The 14,934-nt window shown below is 69.7% G+C and carries 17 protein-coding genes; 1 reads left to right on the top strand and 16 read right to left on the bottom strand.

Translation table 11 applies throughout. The features are described from left to right. Window positions 1-33: 33 nt before the first annotated feature. From Q344_RS0115295 to ruvC, 14 genes are all read right to left on the bottom strand, one after another. Window positions 34-810, bottom strand: a complete 777-nt coding sequence (locus tag Q344_RS0115295) for a methyltransferase domain-containing protein (protein ID WP_308423358.1) — start codon at window positions 808-810, stop codon at window positions 34-36. A 121-nt stretch (window positions 811-931) separates the two neighbouring features. Further along, window positions 932-2,848: an ATP-dependent zinc metalloprotease FtsH gene (gene ftsH / locus Q344_RS0115290; RefSeq protein WP_028287514.1), complete on the bottom strand. Its 1,917-nt coding sequence runs from the start codon at window positions 2,846-2,848 to the stop codon at window positions 932-934. Between the two features lie 80 nt (window positions 2,849-2,928). Further along, window positions 2,929-4,176, bottom strand: coding sequence for a tRNA lysidine(34) synthetase TilS (tilS, locus tag Q344_RS0115285; RefSeq protein WP_028287513.1), 1,248 nt, complete (start codon window positions 4,174-4,176; stop codon window positions 2,929-2,931). A 32-nt stretch (window positions 4,177-4,208) separates the two neighbouring features. Further along, a complete protein-coding gene (gene ybgF / locus Q344_RS0115280) occupies window positions 4,209-5,045 on the bottom strand; it encodes a tol-pal system protein YbgF (protein WP_028287512.1) in 837 nt (278 codons plus the stop codon). A 25-nt stretch (window positions 5,046-5,070) separates the two neighbouring features. After that, on the bottom strand, window positions 5,071-5,598 hold the full coding sequence (gene pal / locus Q344_RS0115275; protein ID WP_028287511.1) for a peptidoglycan-associated lipoprotein Pal: 528 nt from the start codon (window positions 5,596-5,598) through the stop codon (window positions 5,071-5,073). A 76-nt stretch (window positions 5,599-5,674) separates the two neighbouring features. Then, a complete protein-coding gene (gene tolB / locus Q344_RS0115270) occupies window positions 5,675-7,009 on the bottom strand; it encodes a Tol-Pal system beta propeller repeat protein TolB (RefSeq protein ID WP_028287510.1) in 1,335 nt (444 codons plus the stop codon). Next, window positions 7,006-8,169, bottom strand: a complete 1,164-nt coding sequence (locus Q344_RS0115265; RefSeq protein ID WP_028287509.1) for a hypothetical protein — start codon at window positions 8,167-8,169, stop codon at window positions 7,006-7,008. The genes tolB and Q344_RS0115265 overlap by 4 nt, the downstream gene beginning before the upstream one ends. Window positions 8,170-8,179: 10 nt before the next feature. Next, window positions 8,180-8,674: a protein TolR gene (gene tolR / locus Q344_RS0115260; RefSeq protein ID WP_028287508.1), complete on the bottom strand. Its 495-nt coding sequence runs from the start codon at window positions 8,672-8,674 to the stop codon at window positions 8,180-8,182. Window position 8,675: 1 nt separating this feature from the next. Continuing rightward, window positions 8,676-9,374: a protein TolQ gene (gene tolQ, locus Q344_RS0115255; protein WP_028287507.1), complete on the bottom strand. Its 699-nt coding sequence runs from the start codon at window positions 9,372-9,374 to the stop codon at window positions 8,676-8,678. A 124-nt stretch (window positions 9,375-9,498) separates the two neighbouring features. Further along, a complete protein-coding gene (ybgC, locus tag Q344_RS0115250) occupies window positions 9,499-9,885 on the bottom strand; it encodes a tol-pal system-associated acyl-CoA thioesterase (RefSeq protein WP_028287506.1) in 387 nt (128 codons plus the stop codon). A gap of 164 nt (window positions 9,886-10,049) precedes the next feature. After that, window positions 10,050-10,664 (bottom strand): hypothetical protein, encoded by a 615-nt coding sequence (locus Q344_RS0115245; protein ID WP_028287505.1) that lies wholly within the window; start codon window positions 10,662-10,664, stop codon window positions 10,050-10,052. An 11-nt stretch (window positions 10,665-10,675) separates the two neighbouring features. Further along, window positions 10,676-11,701: a Holliday junction branch migration DNA helicase RuvB gene (gene ruvB / locus Q344_RS0115240; RefSeq protein ID WP_028287504.1), complete on the bottom strand. Its 1,026-nt coding sequence runs from the start codon at window positions 11,699-11,701 to the stop codon at window positions 10,676-10,678. Window positions 11,702-11,803: 102 nt separating this feature from the next. Continuing rightward, window positions 11,804-12,475 carry a Holliday junction branch migration protein RuvA gene (gene ruvA, locus Q344_RS0115235; RefSeq protein ID WP_028287503.1) on the bottom strand — a complete coding sequence of 224 codons (672 nt, stop codon included), beginning with the start codon at window positions 12,473-12,475 and terminating at the stop codon, window positions 11,804-11,806. After that, window positions 12,472-12,972 carry a crossover junction endodeoxyribonuclease RuvC gene (ruvC, locus tag Q344_RS0115230; protein WP_028287502.1) on the bottom strand — a complete coding sequence of 167 codons (501 nt, stop codon included), beginning with the start codon at window positions 12,970-12,972 and terminating at the stop codon, window positions 12,472-12,474. Before ruvC ends, ruvA begins: the two co-directional genes overlap by 4 nt. 338 nt (window positions 12,973-13,310) lie before the next feature. On the opposite strand from ruvC, the gene Q344_RS0115225 reads away from it, so the two are divergent. Next, window positions 13,311-13,514, top strand: a complete 204-nt coding sequence (locus tag Q344_RS0115225; RefSeq protein WP_028287501.1) for a DUF1127 domain-containing protein — start codon at window positions 13,311-13,313, stop codon at window positions 13,512-13,514. A 108-nt stretch (window positions 13,515-13,622) separates the two neighbouring features. On the opposite strand, the gene Q344_RS24115 is transcribed toward Q344_RS0115225, so the two are convergent. Next, window positions 13,623-13,973 carry a hypothetical protein gene (locus Q344_RS24115; protein WP_028287500.1) on the bottom strand — a complete coding sequence of 117 codons (351 nt, stop codon included), beginning with the start codon at window positions 13,971-13,973 and terminating at the stop codon, window positions 13,623-13,625. An 88-nt stretch (window positions 13,974-14,061) separates the two neighbouring features. Continuing rightward, a complete protein-coding gene (locus Q344_RS0115215; protein ID WP_028287499.1) occupies window positions 14,062-14,931 on the bottom strand; it encodes a 50S ribosomal protein L11 methyltransferase in 870 nt (289 codons plus the stop codon). Window positions 14,932-14,934: the final 3 nt, after the last annotated feature.

Raw genomic sequence — 14,934 nt, 5'->3', positions numbered from 1 at the left:
TCCTGTCGGTTGCGCCGCAGTCGAGCGCAGGGCTCAGCCGATGTCCAGCGTGAAGAACATCCGCCGGAACGGGAACAGCACCGTCCCGTCCGCCGCGGGCGGATAGGCCGCGGTCATCGCCTCGTCGTAGAGCTTCTCGATCATCACGCGCTCGCCCTCGTCCAGCCGGTCGAGGATCGGGCGCGCGAAGGTGGACGAGGTGAAATGGCGCACCGGGTGGCCGGTCTCGGCGGCCGGCAGGATCTGGAAATACTCCGTCTCCCACAGGTCGAGCCGGCCGAGCGGGGCGAGGATCCGGTGATACTCGATGGGATCGACGGTCTCGGGGCGGGCCACCTGCGCGGCGCGGCCGGGGAAGTGGTCCTGGACAAGGTCGTTCCAGATCCGGTGCGAGGGCGCGCGGTTCTGGCGGGGCATCTGCACGGCGAGGATACCGCCGGGCGCAAGCCGCCGTGCCAGCGCGGGCATCAGGCTCTCGTGCCCGCCCAGCCATTGCAGCGCCGCGTTGGAATAGAGCAGCGCGACCGGGCGCTCGGGCTCCCACGTCGCGATGTCGGCCTCGACCACGACGTCATAGGCGCCGGTCGCCTCGGCCTTGGCGAGCATGGCGCGGGAGCTGTCCACGCCGATCCGCCGCCGGTCCGGGAAGCGCCGCGCCAGCGCCGCGCCGACCGAGCCCGAGCCGCAGCCGAGGTCGACCACGTCGCCCTCGGGCAGGCCGCCGATCCGGGCCAGCAGGTCCAGCGCGGGCCGCAGGCGCACGTCGCCGAAACGTCCGTAGTGATCGGGGTCCCAGTCCGTCGATGTCACGATGCGTGCCTCTCCATCTGTCCACCTGCCAGAGGTCTCAAAGGTGGTGGAAAATGTCCATCCGGATATGCGAAGGGCCGGACGTTCGTCCGGCCCTTCTGCCATGGAATAACGGCTGGCGTCAGGCCGTCGGTTCGGGCTCCAGCCCGCCGTCCGATTTCGGACGCGGCTTGGTCTTGGGGATCGCCGTGACCGAGGGGGCGGATCCGGTGTCGGACTTGTCCTCCTCGTCGTCATTCGAGTGCGGCGGCTCGCCCTTGATGACGCGCTTGATCTCTTCGCCGGTCAGCGTCTCGTATTCGAGCAGACCCTCCGCGAGACGCTCCCACGCCTCCTTCTTCTCGGTGAGGATGCGGAAGGCCCATTGGTAGGCCTCGTCGATCATCCGCTTCACCTCTTCCTCGATCATCTCCTTGGTGTGGGCCGAGACCGAGAAGCCGCCCGCGCCGTTGCCCATGTAGCCTTCGTGGGCCTGTTCGTAGTCCACGTTGCCGACCTTGTCGGACATGCCCCAGCGAAGCACCATGGCGCGCGCCAGCGCCGACGCCTGCTGGATGTCGCCCGCCGGCCCGTTCGAGACGTCGCCTTCACCGTATTTCAGGATCTCGGCGGCCTTGCCGGCCATCGTCATGGCGAGCTTCTGCTCGCATTCCGACTTGTGCCAGTTCAGGCGGTCGATCTCGGGCAGCGAAACCACCATCCCGAGCGCACCGCCACGGGGGATGATCGTCGCCTTGTAGACCGGGTCGCATTTCGGCAGTTCGAGCCCGACGACGGCGTGTCCGGCCTCGTGATAGGCGGTCTTCTCCTTCTGGTCGGGCGTCAGCACCATCGAGCGGCGCTCGGCCCCCATCATCACCTTGTCCTTGGCGTTCTCGAAATCGACCATCGTCACGAAACGCCGGCCGACACGGGCGGCCATGAGCGCCGCCTCGTTCACGAGGTTGGCAAGGTCCGCACCCGAGAAGCCGGGCGTGCCGCGGGCGATGATGCGCAGATCGACATCGGGGCCCAGCGGGGTCTTCCGCGCGTGGACCGAGAGGATCTTCTCGCGGCCCTTGATGTCGGGGTTCGGCACGGTGACCTGGCGGTCGAAACGGCCGGGACGCAGCAGCGCGGGGTCGAGCACGTCGCGACGGTTGGTCGCGGCGAGGATGATGACACCCTCGTTCGATTCGAAGCCGTCCATCTCGACCAGCAGCTGGTTGAGCGTCTGTTCGCGTTCGTCGTTGCCCCCGCCGTAGCCTGCGCCACGGTGGCGGCCGACGGCGTCGATCTCGTCGATGAAGACGATGCAGGGCGCGTTCTTCTTGGCCTGCTCGAACATGTCGCGGACGCGGGAGGCGCCGACACCGACGAACATCTCGACGAAGTCGGAGCCCGAGATGGTGAAGAACGGCACGCCCGCCTCGCCGGCAATCGCGCGGGCCAGCAGCGTCTTACCGGTGCCCGGAGGGCCAACGAGCAGCGCGCCCTTGGGGATCTTGCCGCCGAGGCGCGAGAATTTCTGCGGGTTGCGCAGGAATTCGACGATCTCTTCCAGCTCTTCCTTGGCCTCGTCGATGCCCGCGACGTCGTCGAAGGTCACCCGGCCGTGCTTTTCGGTCAGCAGCTTGGCGCGGGACTTGCCGAAGCCCATGGCCCCGCCCTTCCCGCCGCCCTGCATGCGGTTCATGAAATAGATCCACACGCCGATCAGCAGCAGGATCGGCAGCAGCGACACGAGGAAGGCCTGGAAGCCCGATTCCTCCTGGCTCTTGGCGCTGACCGGGATGCCCTCTTCGATGAGCTTGTTGGTCAGTTCCGCGTCTTCCGGCTTGATGGTGACGTAGTCGTTGCCGTCATTGCCGCGGAAGCGCACCTGTTCCCCGTCGACGGTCACCGACGAGACGTTTCCGTCCTCGACCGACTGCATGAACTGGGAATAGGGGACCTCTCGGCTCTGCAGCGTGTTGCCGGTGCCGCTGAACAGATTGAACAGCGCGACGATCAGCAGCAGCAGCACAACCCAGAAGGCGATGTTTCTTGCGGTGCCCAAGGGAGCTTCTCCTCACATTCGGTCAGCCTGCGCCGTAGCACAGGGGCGGTGAACATTAAATAAGTTTCACCGGCCCGGGTTCAATGCGACAGGAAGAACCCGAAGAAGGCCTCTTCGTCGCGGATCAGCTCTGCCGTCCAGCCCTCCGGACGGCCCGCGGCGGGCGCGGCGACCAGCAGGTCGCCCTGCCACACGGCCGGGGAGGCGAGCAGCGACAGCCGGGGGATCCCAGTGTCGCGCCAGAGCGGGCATTCGGCAAGGCCCGCCGCGCCGAGGGCGCGAATCTCGGCGCCTTCCGGCGCGTCGGTGCCTTCGGGCGGGGTCAGCCGCCAGCGTCCGTCCCATGGCCTTCCCGGGGCGGCGATCACCGCCGCGACGGCGCGCGCCTCGCGCATGAGGCGCAGTTCACCGCGGGACACCTTTGCGTGACAGCCGTGCAGCGTCATGTCCGTGCCGTGCCGCACCGCCTCGGCCAGCAGCGCCATGGCGCGGCGGCGGGGCGGGTATTCGGTGCCGGTCAGCCAGTGCAGCGCGGCGATCAGCACGCGGCGGAGGATCTCGGGCCTGAGCCGCCGCAGGTCGCGCAGCGGGATGACGACGTCGCCGCCCTCGATCCGGACGCAGGCGCGCGCCTCGGTGAAGGCGTACCAGTCGAGCGTGTCGCGGATCGCCGCGGAATTCGCCGCGACCGAGGCAAGTGCCGGCACCGTCAGCCCGAGCGGCGCCAGGAGGTCCATCGCGCGGCGCATCCGCACCCGGTCGAAGCTCTCGTCCTCGTTGCTGGGGTCGTCGATCCAGGTGCGGCCCTTGCACCTCAGAAGGGCGCGCAGGTCGCCGCGCCTGAGCGTGAGCATCGGCCGCACGAAGAGGACGCCGTGGTGATACCGCCGGGCCCGCATGCCCGAGAGCCCGTCGGCCCCCGCCGCGCGCGCCAGCCGCATCAGCACCGTCTCGGCCTGATCGTCGGCGGTATGGCCAAGCGCGACGGCGCCGATCCCCTCGGCCCGGGCCCACTCGGCGATCAGCGCATACCGGGCGCGGCGGGCGGCGTCCTGGAGGTTGCCCTCTCCGTCCCAGCCGGTCCAGCGCAGGGTGTCGTGGCCATGCCCGAGCTCCGCCGCCAGCGCGGCGACGGCACGCGCCTCTCCGGCGGCCTCGGGCCGCAGCCCGTGATCGACCGTGACCACATGGAGGGAGGGTCCGCCCGTCTCGGCGACGAAATCGGACAACAGGGTCAGGAGCGCTGTGGAATCGCTCCCGCCCGAGACGGCGACGCCGATCCTGTCGGGCGGGGTGGGAAGGAAGTGACCGCCGACGACCTCGCGCAAGAGCCGTTCGGCCCCGGTGAGGTCGTCATGCTTCACTGGCAGTTCCGGGACTGCATCTCGCTTTGCGCCTGGGCCACGAAGGGGGACCCGGGGAACCGCACGGGCACCTCGGACAGCGTCACGCAGGCCTCCTGCTGCTGGTTCAGCGCCCCGAGCATACGGCCGAGGTTATAGAGTGCCTCGGGCGCTTCCGGCCCGTCCGGCGCGGCCGAGAAGGCGTTCAGGAAGGCGCGGGCGGCCTGGCTCGTCTCGCCCATCTTCTCGAGCGCCTTGCCCCGGCCAAGCTGGGCCCGGATCTCGAGCGGAGAGCCCGGATAGCTTTGCAGGAACTGGGTGTATTGCTCGGACGCATCTGCGTAATTGCCGGCGGACAACGCCTCTTCGGCGCGTTTGAAATCGGCTTCCTCGCTGATCGCGAGCTCTGTCGCCGGGGCCTCCTCGGTCGGCTCGGACGGCGGGGCGGCCACGGGGGTCTGGGGCATCTCGCCCCCCCCGAGGGTGGAGGTCTCGCCCAGTTTCGACACGTCGCCGCCCTCGAGCTCCACGAGGCGGAATTCGAGGTCGCCGATCCGGTTCGTCCCGTCCCGGACCACCTGGTCGATGCGGTATTCCATCTCCTCGGATTTCGAGGTCAGGCGCTGCACCTCGGCCTCGATCGCGTCGAGCCGCTGCAGCGCCGAGCCGCCGGCCTCGAGCGCGCCGGCATTGCCGGTCGTCGACAGCTCGCGCTTGAGCTTCTGGATCTCGACATAGAGGATCGACAGCTCCTGCCGGATATCGGCGAGGGTCTCGTCGTTGGACTGCGCGCGGGCCCCGCCGGTGAAGGCGAGGGCCATGGCGAGGCTCAGGATCAGGACAATCGGGCGCATCGGGACCTTTCCCTCCGGACCGGGGTCAGCTTGTCAGGCCGCCGGCGGCGATCACCGTCACGGCGCGGCGGTTCTTGGCGTAGCAGGCTTCCTCGGAGCAGATCTCGATCGGACGCTCCTTGCCGTAGCTGATCGTCTTCAGCCGGGCCGAGGAGATGCCCTTGGACACGAGATATTCGCGCACCGTGTTGGCGCGGCGTGCGCCCAGGGCGAGGTTGTATTCCCGGGTGCCCTGTTCGTCCGCATGGCCTTCGATCGTGGCCATGTAATCGGTGTTGGTCATCAGCCACTGGGCCTGGCCGTCCAGCGTGCGGCGCCCCTCGTCGGTCAGCGACGACTGGTCGACCAGGAACAGCACCCGGTCGCCCACGCTCTGCTGGAAGTAGGCGGGGGAGCGGGGATCGTTCGCGCTGCCCGGCACCACCGCGCCGGCACCCGCGCCGGCGCCTGCGCCCGCCCCGGTCCCGGACCCGTTCTTGAAACGGTCGTTGGTGGAGCAGGCCGAAAGGGCCAGGGCTGCGATCAGAAGGGCCGCGCGGGGAAGAATGCTCATTGTCTCGTGCCTCGTTCTCGTTCGTTGAGGGTATGCTAGCACATGGCTTACGCCAAAGGAATGCAGGGGAATTTGCTTATCGCTGAAGCGGCGACCACGCCGGGTCGGACGCCCCTCCGTCGGTGCGCACCGGCTTCAGGTTCCGCCCCGAGATGTCCACCGAATAGAGCGAGGACTGACCCTGCGCGCCCTGCGTCTCGCGGGTGAACATGATCACCCGGCCGTTCGGGCTCCAGGTCGGGCCCTCGTCGAGGAAGCTCGCCGTCAGCAGGCGTTCCTCGGACCCGTCGGTGCGCATCACGCCGATGTGGAACCGGCCCTTGTTCTGCTTGGTGAAGGCGATCAGGTCGCCGCGCGGCGACCAGACGGGCGTGCCGTACCGGCCCTGCCCGAACGAGATCCGCCGCGCCTCGCCGCCGCTGGCGGGCATGATGTAGAGCTGCGGAGAGCCCGAGCGGTCGCTCTCGAACACGATCTGGGACCCGTCGGGCGAGAAGCTGGGCGCGGTCTCGATCGAAGGCGCCTGCGTCAGCCGCGTGGACTGGCCCGAGTTCACGTCCATCGAGTAGAGGTCGGTGTTGCCGCCCTGCTCCATCGAATAGACCACCTGCTGCCCGTTCGGCCCGAACCGCGGCGAGAAGGCCATGTTGCCCCCCGCGGTCGGCAGCTCGCGCCGGCCCACGCTGGCCACGTCGAGCACGAAGATCCGCGGGCTGCCGGTCTCGTAGCTGGTGTAGAGCACCCGGTCGCCCGTGGGCGAGAAGCGCGGCGCCAGCACGATCGAGGCGCTGTCGGTCAGGTACTGGGTGTTCGCCCCGTCGTAATCCATGATGGCGAGCCGCTTGCGGCGGTCGTCCTTCGGCCCGGTCTCGGCCACGTAGACCACGCGGCTGTCGAAATAGCCGCCCTCGCCGGTGATCCGGGAATAGACCGCGTCGGCCACCTTGTGCGCCATGCGCCGCCAGCCGGCCTCGGTGCCCGAGAACTGGAGCCCGTCGCCCATCTCCTGCCCGGCGAAGACGTCGTAGAGGCGGAACTTCACGTTGATCCGGCCGTTCGCGTCCTTCGAGACCGCCCCGGTGACCAGCGCCTGCGCGTTGATCGCCTTCCAGTCGGCATATTGCACCGGCGCCGAGAAGCTCGTCACCGGAGAGATGTAGGCGCTCGCGGGGACTTCGCGGAAGAGCCCGGTGCCGACGAGATCCTCGGTCACCACGCGGGCGATCTGGGAGGCCATCTCGGTCGCCGCCGGCGTCTCGGGCACGAAGTTCGGCACCGCGACCGGCAGGGGTTCGATGACGCCCTCGGTGATCTCGATGCGGAGCGGACCGTCCTGCGCCGTGGCGCCGAGCGGAAGAAGCATGGCCAGCGCGGTCAGCGCGGCCGTGGCAAGCTGTGTCACGTGTCTCATTTGATCCGCATGTTCTCCGGGTTGAATGTCATTTCGATGTCACGCCACTGGCCGTATTTCTCCCGTGGCAGGTCGTAGCCGCTGGCGCCGCAGCGGATGATCGCCCGGCGCGCGGCCTCGAAGGCCTGCCGCGCGGCGGCGTCGCTGCCGCCCGAGGACGAGACCATCCGGATGGAATTGCCATTGGGCCGGCCGTCCTCCTGCATCGACACCGATACCACCACGGTAACGCGAAGCGCGTCCGAGGAAAGGGAACCGGTGTTCCAGCAGCTTGAAACGGCGACGCGCAGCGCGTCCTTCTCGCCCGAGGTCAGCGGCGGGCCGGAGGGCGCGGGGGTCTCGCTCTCGCTCTCGCCACCCCCGAGCGCCTTCTCGAGCGCCGCGGCGACCGCGTCGGGTTCGTCCTGCTTCGGCGCCTCGGGTTTCGGGTCCGGCTGGGCCTCGGGTTCAGGCTTCGGCTCCGGTTCGGGCTCGGGCTCCGGCTCGACCGCCGCCTGCCGGACCTCCGGGCGCGCCTGCGGCCGCTTCGAGACCGAGGGCGCGAGGGATTTCTCCTCCTCCGCCTCGGTGACGATCTCGGTCGTCGCCTCCTCGGGCGCGGTGGCTTCCTGCTCTTCCTGCTCGACCTCGGCGTCCTCGGATTGCTCCGCGGGCTGCTGGACCTGCTCGTCCACCTTCACGTCGGGCTCGGGCCGGGCCACGGGCTGCGGCGCAACGCGCGGCACGTCCTGCGGCGCGGCGTCGGGCTCGGGCCGGGGCTCCGGCGGCAGGGCCGCGATATCCTCGGAGGGCGGCGCGATCTCGGGCGCGGTGTCGGTCACCTCCTGCGGCTCGGGCACCGCCACCGGCGCCTCGGGCGCGGCGTCCTGCTCGGTGGTCTCGGTGACCTCCGGCTCGGCCTGTTCCGGCTGGGCGTCCTGCATGTCGCTGACCTCGGGGGTGCCGGCCTGGTCGGCCTCGGGCGCTTCGGGCGCCTCGACCTCCGTGGCGGCGCCCGGCGGCTCCTGCGCGGCGAGCATCGCGGCGTATTCCTCGTTCGAGACGAGCGCGACGTTGGTCACCTCGACCGCCGGCTCGGGCGGAATCGAGAACGAGCCGAACAGCAGCCAGCCGATCAGCAGCGCATGGCCGGACCCGGATATGACATGTCCCGCGTGCAAGATGCGCGCCTCAGTTCCCCGCCGGGGCGGTGTCGGTGCCGTCCATCGCCGGACCGCCGTTGTCGGTCACCAGACCGATGTTGCTGAAGCCGCCCCGGTTGAGCGCCCCCATCACCACCGCCACCTGCGCGTAGGGCACCGCCCCGTCGGCCCGCAGGAAAATCCGGTCCGAGCTGCGCTCCGCCGCGATGGCGCGGAGCTTGCCGATCAGCTCGTCGCCGACGACCTCGGTCGTCTGCAGCATGATCCGCCCATCCTCGGTCAGCGTGACCGTCAGCGGCTCCTCCTGCTCGGAGGGCAGCGAGGTGGCCGCCGTCTTGGGCAGCTTGACCGGAACGCCCACGACCATCAGAGGCGCGGCGACCATGAAGATGATGAGCAGCACGAGCATGACGTCCACGAAGGGCGTCACGTTGATCTCGGCCATCGGACGGGCGCGTCCGCCGTGGCGGCGCCCGCGGCGGTGTCCGCCCCCGCCGCCCTTCTGTACGACCCCTGCCCCCATGTCAGGCCGCGTCCAGCTGGCGGCTGAGGATGGTCGAGAACTCGTCGGCGAAGGCTTCGTAATTGCCCACGATGCGGTCCGCGTCGGTCGAGAGCTTGTTGTAGAAGATCACCGCCGGGATGGCCGCGAGCAGCCCGAGCCCGGTGGCCAGCAGCGCCTCGGCGATCCCCGGCGCCACGACGGCGAGGTTGGTGTTCTGCTGCTCGGCAATGCCGATGAAGGCGTGCATGATGCCCCAGACCGTGCCGAAGAGCCCCACGAAGGGCGCGGTCGAGCCGACCGTCGCCAGCACCGGAAGGCCAGCCTGGAGGTTCTCGGCCTCCTTCGCGATCGCCACGTCCATCGAGCGGTCGATCCGCGCCTGCGCGCCGGCGATCAGGTTGCCGTCATCGCGGTGCGAGCGCCGCCATTCCGTCATCCCGGAGGCGAAGATCCGCTGGGAGCGGCCGCGCGGATCGGGCCCGATCTGTTCGTAGAGCTCGTCGAGCGGCTCCCCCGACCAGAATTCCCGGTCGAAATGGCGCGCCTCGCGGCGGGCGGCCCGGTAGGCGATGAATTTCTGGATGATGATCGACCACGACCAGAAGCTCGCGATGATCAGCATGATCATCACCAGCTTCACGGTGAAGGTGGCGCGGGCGAAAAGCGCCCACATGGAGAAGTCCATCTCCTGCGCGAGGGCGAGAGTCTCTGTTTCCATTATGCCTGCTCGTTACTGCGTCGGCCCGCCTTGGCGGCTTTATCCGGGCCTGATTGCGCAGCAAAATACCGCAAAGCAAGGTGAAACGCCAACACATTGCCGCGAGGGCGCATCACGCGATGTTTCAGTGGCTGAGACGGCGGATGTTCGCCGGAAGCCGCACCGGATGCCCGGTGTCGGACAGCGCCACCAGCGTCACCCGCGCCTCGAAGAGCACCTCGCCGGCGCGCTTCACCACCTGGCTCAGCACGATCCGGGCGGCGGTCACGGCCTCGGGCGCGGTCTCGACCTCGAGCACGTCGTCGAAGCGCGCCGGGCTCAGGTAATCCGCCTCCACCCGGCGGACCGCGAAGACGAGGCCCTCGGCCTTCATCCGCACCTGGTCGATGCCGAGGCCGCGGACCCATTCGCTCCGCGCCCGCTCGATGAACTTCAGGTAATTGGCGTAATAGACGATCCCGGCAAGGTCGGTGTCCTCGTAATAGACGCGCAGCTCGAACCTGTGGACCATCGGCCTTCCCCTTCTTCCGGCCGCACAAGAGCACCGAAGTCGCGAAGGCTCAACCCGCCTGCTTCCTCTTGCCGGAAATATCCCGGGGCTCGACAGTGGTGCGCCATCGGTCCGGGCACCGATGGCGACGGGCATAGCCCCGGGGGCCGCCACGGGCGCGCGGGTCACCGCATCCGCGCCGCCAGCCGCAGGGCGTGGCTCGGATCCTCCGCCGCCTCGGGCATGACCGGGTCGTAGGCCGCCCTGAGCAGCGCCGCGACATCGGCCCTCAGCACCGCCTCCCCGCCCTCGGCGCGGGCCAGCGGCGAGCGGTCGGCGAAGGCGCCCGGCCCCCAGAGGAGCATCGACTTCACGGCCTGTTCGAGCCCCAGCTCGGCCGCCGGCTGCGCGGCCAGCGCGCCGGCCATGCGAAGGAAGACGAAGGAGGCCTGGATCGCCCCCGAGGCCTCGAACCGGAAGGCGCGGTATTGCAGGGCCCGCTCCGCCTCGAGCCGCGGCAGGAGACGATCGAGATCGGGGATCATCTGCCCGAGGTTGTCGAGCGCGGCGAGCTCCTGCCAGTCGCGCAGGAAGAAGATCATCAGGTTCGCGCCGAGCTCGGGGTCGGTCTCGGCCATGCGGTGACCGGCCGCGAAGACCGTCGCCTCGATCGCCTGCTTGAGCACGTCGAGGCTCGGCCCCTCGACCCCGAAGACCACCGGCACGACCGGCCGGGCCCAGCGGGCGAAGCGGTAGCCCCGGGGCGTGGTGAAACAGGCCTCGACATCCTCCGGATTCATGGCATTTCCCCTTATTCGAACAGGTCCGTCTGGCTGCGCGGCGGCGTCAGCCCGAGGTGGCGCCAGCCCTTCTGCGCCAGCATCCGGCCTCGCGGCGTGCGCTGGATCAGCGCCTGTTGCAGCAGGTAGGGCTCGATCACGTCCTCGAGCCCGTCGCGGCTTTCCGACAGCGCGGCCGAGAGCGTCTCGATCCCGACGGGGCCGCCGCCGTATTCCTCGCCGATCATCTTGAGATACCGCCGGTCGCCCGCATCGAGCCCGAGGTGATCGACCCCGAGCCGCGTCAGCGCGCCGTCGGCGAGCTCCCGGGTGATCCGTCCGTCCCCCTCGACCATGGCGAAATCCGCGACCCGGCGCAGCAGCCGGCCGGCGATCCGTGGCGTGCCCCGCGCGCGACGCGCGATCTCGAGCGCGCCGTCGGGCTCCGCCGGGGCGCCCATCAGGCGGGCGTTGCGGGTGACGATGTCGTGCAGCTCGTCCACGGTGTAGAACTGCAGCCGGACGGGGATGCCGAAGCGGTCGCGGAGCGGCGTGGTCAGAAGGCCGAGCCGCGTCGTGGCGCCGACCAGCGTGAAGGGCTGCAGCTCGATCCGCACGGTGCGGGCGGCCGGGCCCTCTCCGATCACGAGGTCGAGCTCGAAATCCTCGAGCGCGGGATAGAGGACCTCCTCCACCACCGGGTTCAGACGGTGGATCTCGTCGATGAAGAGGACGTCGCGCGCCTCGAGATTGGTCAGGATCGCGGCGAGGTCGCCCGCCTTGGCCAGCACCGGCCCGGAGGTCATCCGGAAGTTCACCCCGAGCTCGCGCGCCATGATCTGCGCCAGCGTGGTCTTGCCCAGCCCCGGCGGGCCGTGGAAGAGCGTGTGGTCCATCGCCTCGCCCCGCCGCCGCGCGGCCTCGAGGAAGATGCGCAGGTTCGCCCGCGCCTCGGCCTGGCCGATGAAATCGCCGAGCTGCTGCGGCCGCAGCGCGCGGGTGTCGGCGGCCTCGTCCTCGGGCAGGCGGTCGGGGCGGAGGGTGGGATCGGAGCTCATGGGCGGATCCCGTTGTCAGGGGGCGCTGCCCCCGCCGCGGCAAAGCCGCGACTCCCCCGGAGTATTTCCGAAAAGATGAAGATGGGAGTGGCGTGCATCGGGTCAGCCCTTCGGCGCGAGCAGCCGCAGGGCGGCGCGGATCAGGGCGGGCGTTTCGGCCTGCGCGTCGGCGCCCGCCGCCTCGGCCACCGCGCCCGCGGCTTCGCCCGGGGCATAGCCGAGGTTGGTGAGGGCCGACAAGGCCTCGGCCTGCGCGGCGCCGCGGGAGGGGGGCGGCGCGGCGGGGGTCGGCCGGGGGGCGGTGGCGGGGAGGTCCTCGAGCACCGCGTCGGGGTCGGAGGCGGCGGGGGCGCGGCCGGCCATCGCCATGACGGTGGGCGCCTTGTCCTTCAGCTCGTTCACCACCCGCTGCGCGGTCTTGGGGCCGATGCCCCTGGCGGCCTTCACCGCGTTCCAGTCGCCGAGCGCGATCGCCCGGCTGACGCCCTCCGGCCCGAGGGCGCCGAGGATGGCGAGGGAGGCCTTGGCGCCGACGCCCTGGACCGACATGAGAAGGCGGTGCCATTCCTTCTCGACCAGCGTCGGGAAGCCGAAGAGCTGGAGGATGTCCTCGCGCACCAGAAGGTCGGTGTAGAGCGCCACCGCCTCGCCCGGGCCGGGCAGCGCGGCGAGCACCCGGTCCGAGCAATAGACGAGGTAGCCCACGCCCCTCACGTCGACGAGGACGTGATCCTCGCCGCGGTAATCCACCCGTCCGGAGATTTTGCCGATCACGCCCGCACCTTCACCTTCGCCCGGTTCGCCGCGCTGCCGAGGTGCAGCGAATGGCAGATCGCGATGGCCAGCGCATCCGCCGCGTCGGGGCCCGCGATCTCGGCCCCCGGAAGCTGGAGCTTCACCATGTGCAGGATCTGCTGCTTCTGCGCGTGGCCGACGCCGACCACCGCCTTCTTGACCGCGTTTGGGGCGTATTCCCCGACCGGGATCCCGGCCGCCGCGGGCACCAGCAGCGCGATCCCCCGCGCCTGTCCGAGCTTCAGCGTGCCGACCCCGTCGCGGTTGACGAAGACCTGCTCCACCGCGGCGGCATCGGGCTGGAACGCCTCGACCACCCGGGTCAGCTGGCGGTGCAGCGACAGCAGACGCTGGGCCAGATCGGTCCCCTCGGAATGGCAGACCCCGTTGCCGAGGTGGGTGATCCGGCTGCCCTCGACGCGAATCGCGCCCCAGCCGAGGTTCCGCAACCCCGGGTCGATCCCCAAAACGCGCATCGAGCGCTCCCTTCTGACCTGCCTCTGTCGCTTTTGTGAGACGCTAGCACGAAACGAGAACATCCGCCAAGAGCCGAGCGCGGGTCGCGCAACGATGTCGTTTCGCGACATCACCGCGCCTGAACGCGACATCCGCGGCCGGAAAACGACGTTCCCTGCCCCTGGGTCGACTTTTTTTGTTGACAGATTTGTGTCAGAAAAACAGATATTTATGAAACATTCTGCCTATGCAGCCACTGCATGCGACCCATGCGTTTTCTGCTGCTTGTTTCTTGTGCGCCTTGAGAATAGCTGCGGCTCGTAACGAGACTGCAAGCGCGAATACAAGGAACATTCTCATGGCCGCTCTCTTCATGCAGGGGTCCCGCAACGGCTCCATCCTCTTCGGCCACCTCGGCCGTTTCATCGTCGCGATGATCGACGGCGTTTCCGCATGGAACGACAACCGCGTCACCCGCAACGCCCTCTCCAAGCTCACCGACCGCGAGCTGGAAGACATCGGCCTCTGCCGGGGCGATATCGACAGCGTCGGACGCCTTTGAGCGCCGTCGAGGTCGGGACCGCCTCACAGTGGGTCCAAGGTTAAAAGCCGCGCCCGGCACGGGACGCGGCTTTTTCTTTGTCCGGGGTCCGGGCGGGACGGCCGGGCCTCAGCCCAGGTAGGGCGCGACGAGACCGGCCAGGGCACGCGTGACCGGGTCGACCTGCATCAGGGCGGAGCCGACGCGGGCCGCGGTCGAGCCGTCCTCCAGCGCGGCGAGGCGCGCTTCATAGGCGCTCTCTCCGAGGCTGCCGAGCAGGAAGACCTTGTAGCCCAGGCCGAGCACCACGAGCAGGAGGATCAGCTTCACCGGCACGAAGCGGCGGAGCGGCTTGCGGGCGGGCCGTATCTCGATCAGCCCGTCCTTGCGCAGACGCGCCTCGCTGCCGTGCTCCATCGCCCGGGCCTTGCGCTCGATCCGGCCCACGCGGGCGCTGAATTCCTTTTGCTGCGCGTTCATCTCTCGCCTCGTTTCCCTTCCGGTCCTGCCGCGCCGGATACAGGCGGAACCGGGCGTTTTCGTGACGAAATCGCGGAAAGCCCTGTCTTTACGGGCGCTTCAGCGTGAGCGTGGTCCAGTCGCCGATCTGCTCCGCATGGCCGAGGGTCAGGCCCTCGGCCTCGTAGGCGGCGGTGACCTCGGCGGCCTGGTCGTTCAGCAGACCCGAGAGGATCACATGCCCGCCCGGGGCGAGATGCCGCGCCGTGTCGGGCGCGAGATCCACGAGCGGCCCCTTCAGGATGTTGGCGAGGATCAGGTCATAGGGCGCGGCCGCGGCGAGCGCCGGATGGTCGTAGCCCGTCGCCTCCACACATTGCACCCGGCCGGCCATGTCGTTCGCGGCGAGGTTCGCCTCGGCCACCTCGACCGCGACCGGGTCGATGTCGCCCGCCACCGGCGTCACCGGCCAGATCCGGGCGGCCGCCATGGCGAGCACCGCGGTGCCGCAGCCGATGTCCGCGACCGACCCCGGCGCGACCCCCTCGCCCGCGAGCCGGTCGATGGCGCGCAGGCAGCCCTGCGTCGTGCCATGGTGCCCGGTGCCGAAGGCCATCGCCGCCTCGATCAGCAGCGGCACCTTGTCGGCGGGCACCTTGTCGGCGTCGTGCGAGCCGTAGACGAAGAACCGCCCCGCCACCACGGGCGCGAGTTCGCGCTTCACATGGGCGACCCAGTCGGTCTCGGGCAGTTCGGAGACGGTGAAGTCCTTTGCCCCGTGGATCGTCGCGAGCAGCGCGAGGCCGGCCTCGTCGGGGGCTTCGGTGAAATAGGCGCCGACCTCCCAGAGGCCCGAATCGTCCTCGATCTCGAAGACGCCGACGCCGGTCGGTTCCGGGCTCAGGCTCTCGAGCGCCTCTCCGAGCGCCTCGGCCGGGGCCTTGCCCGGCAGGGTGGTGAGGGCGGTGTAGGTGGGCATGGG

This window comes from Pseudooceanicola nanhaiensis DSM 18065 (assembly GCF_000688295.1).
Lineage (GTDB): Bacteria > Pseudomonadota > Alphaproteobacteria > Rhodobacterales > Rhodobacteraceae > Pseudooceanicola > Pseudooceanicola nanhaiensis.
Note: the sequence above shows the minus strand (reverse complement) of the source record. Positions and strands in the feature narration are given on the sequence as shown.

Coding starts and splice junctions, on each gene's coding strand:
- ybgF (WP_028287512.1), bottom strand. CDS start 5,045: ATGCGCCCGATTGTCCTGATCCTGAGCCTCGCCATGGCCCTCGCCTTC.
- pal (WP_028287511.1), bottom strand. CDS start 5,598: ATGAGCATTCTTCCCCGCGCGGCCCTTCTGATCGCAGCCCTGGCCCTT.
- tolB (WP_028287510.1), bottom strand. CDS start 7,009: ATGAGACACGTGACACAGCTTGCCACGGCCGCGCTGACCGCGCTGGCC.
- tolR (WP_028287508.1), bottom strand. CDS start 8,674: ATGGGGGCAGGGGTCGTACAGAAGGGCGGCGGGGGCGGACACCGCCGC.
- tolQ (WP_028287507.1), bottom strand. CDS start 9,374: ATGGAAACAGAGACTCTCGCCCTCGCGCAGGAGATGGACTTCTCCATG.
- ybgC (WP_028287506.1), bottom strand. CDS start 9,885: ATGGTCCACAGGTTCGAGCTGCGCGTCTATTACGAGGACACCGACCTT.
- Q344_RS0115245 (WP_028287505.1), bottom strand. CDS start 10,664: ATGAATCCGGAGGATGTCGAGGCCTGTTTCACCACGCCCCGGGGCTAC.
- ruvB (WP_028287504.1), bottom strand. CDS start 11,701: ATGAGCTCCGATCCCACCCTCCGCCCCGACCGCCTGCCCGAGGACGAG.
- ruvC (WP_028287502.1), bottom strand. CDS start 12,972: ATGCGCGTTTTGGGGATCGACCCGGGGTTGCGGAACCTCGGCTGGGGC.
- Q344_RS0115225 (WP_028287501.1), top strand. CDS start 13,311: ATGGCCGCTCTCTTCATGCAGGGGTCCCGCAACGGCTCCATCCTCTTC.
- Q344_RS24115 (WP_028287500.1), bottom strand. CDS start 13,973: ATGAACGCGCAGCAAAAGGAATTCAGCGCCCGCGTGGGCCGGATCGAG.
- Q344_RS0115215 (WP_028287499.1), bottom strand. CDS start 14,931: ATGCCCACCTACACCGCCCTCACCACCCTGCCGGGCAAGGCCCCGGCC.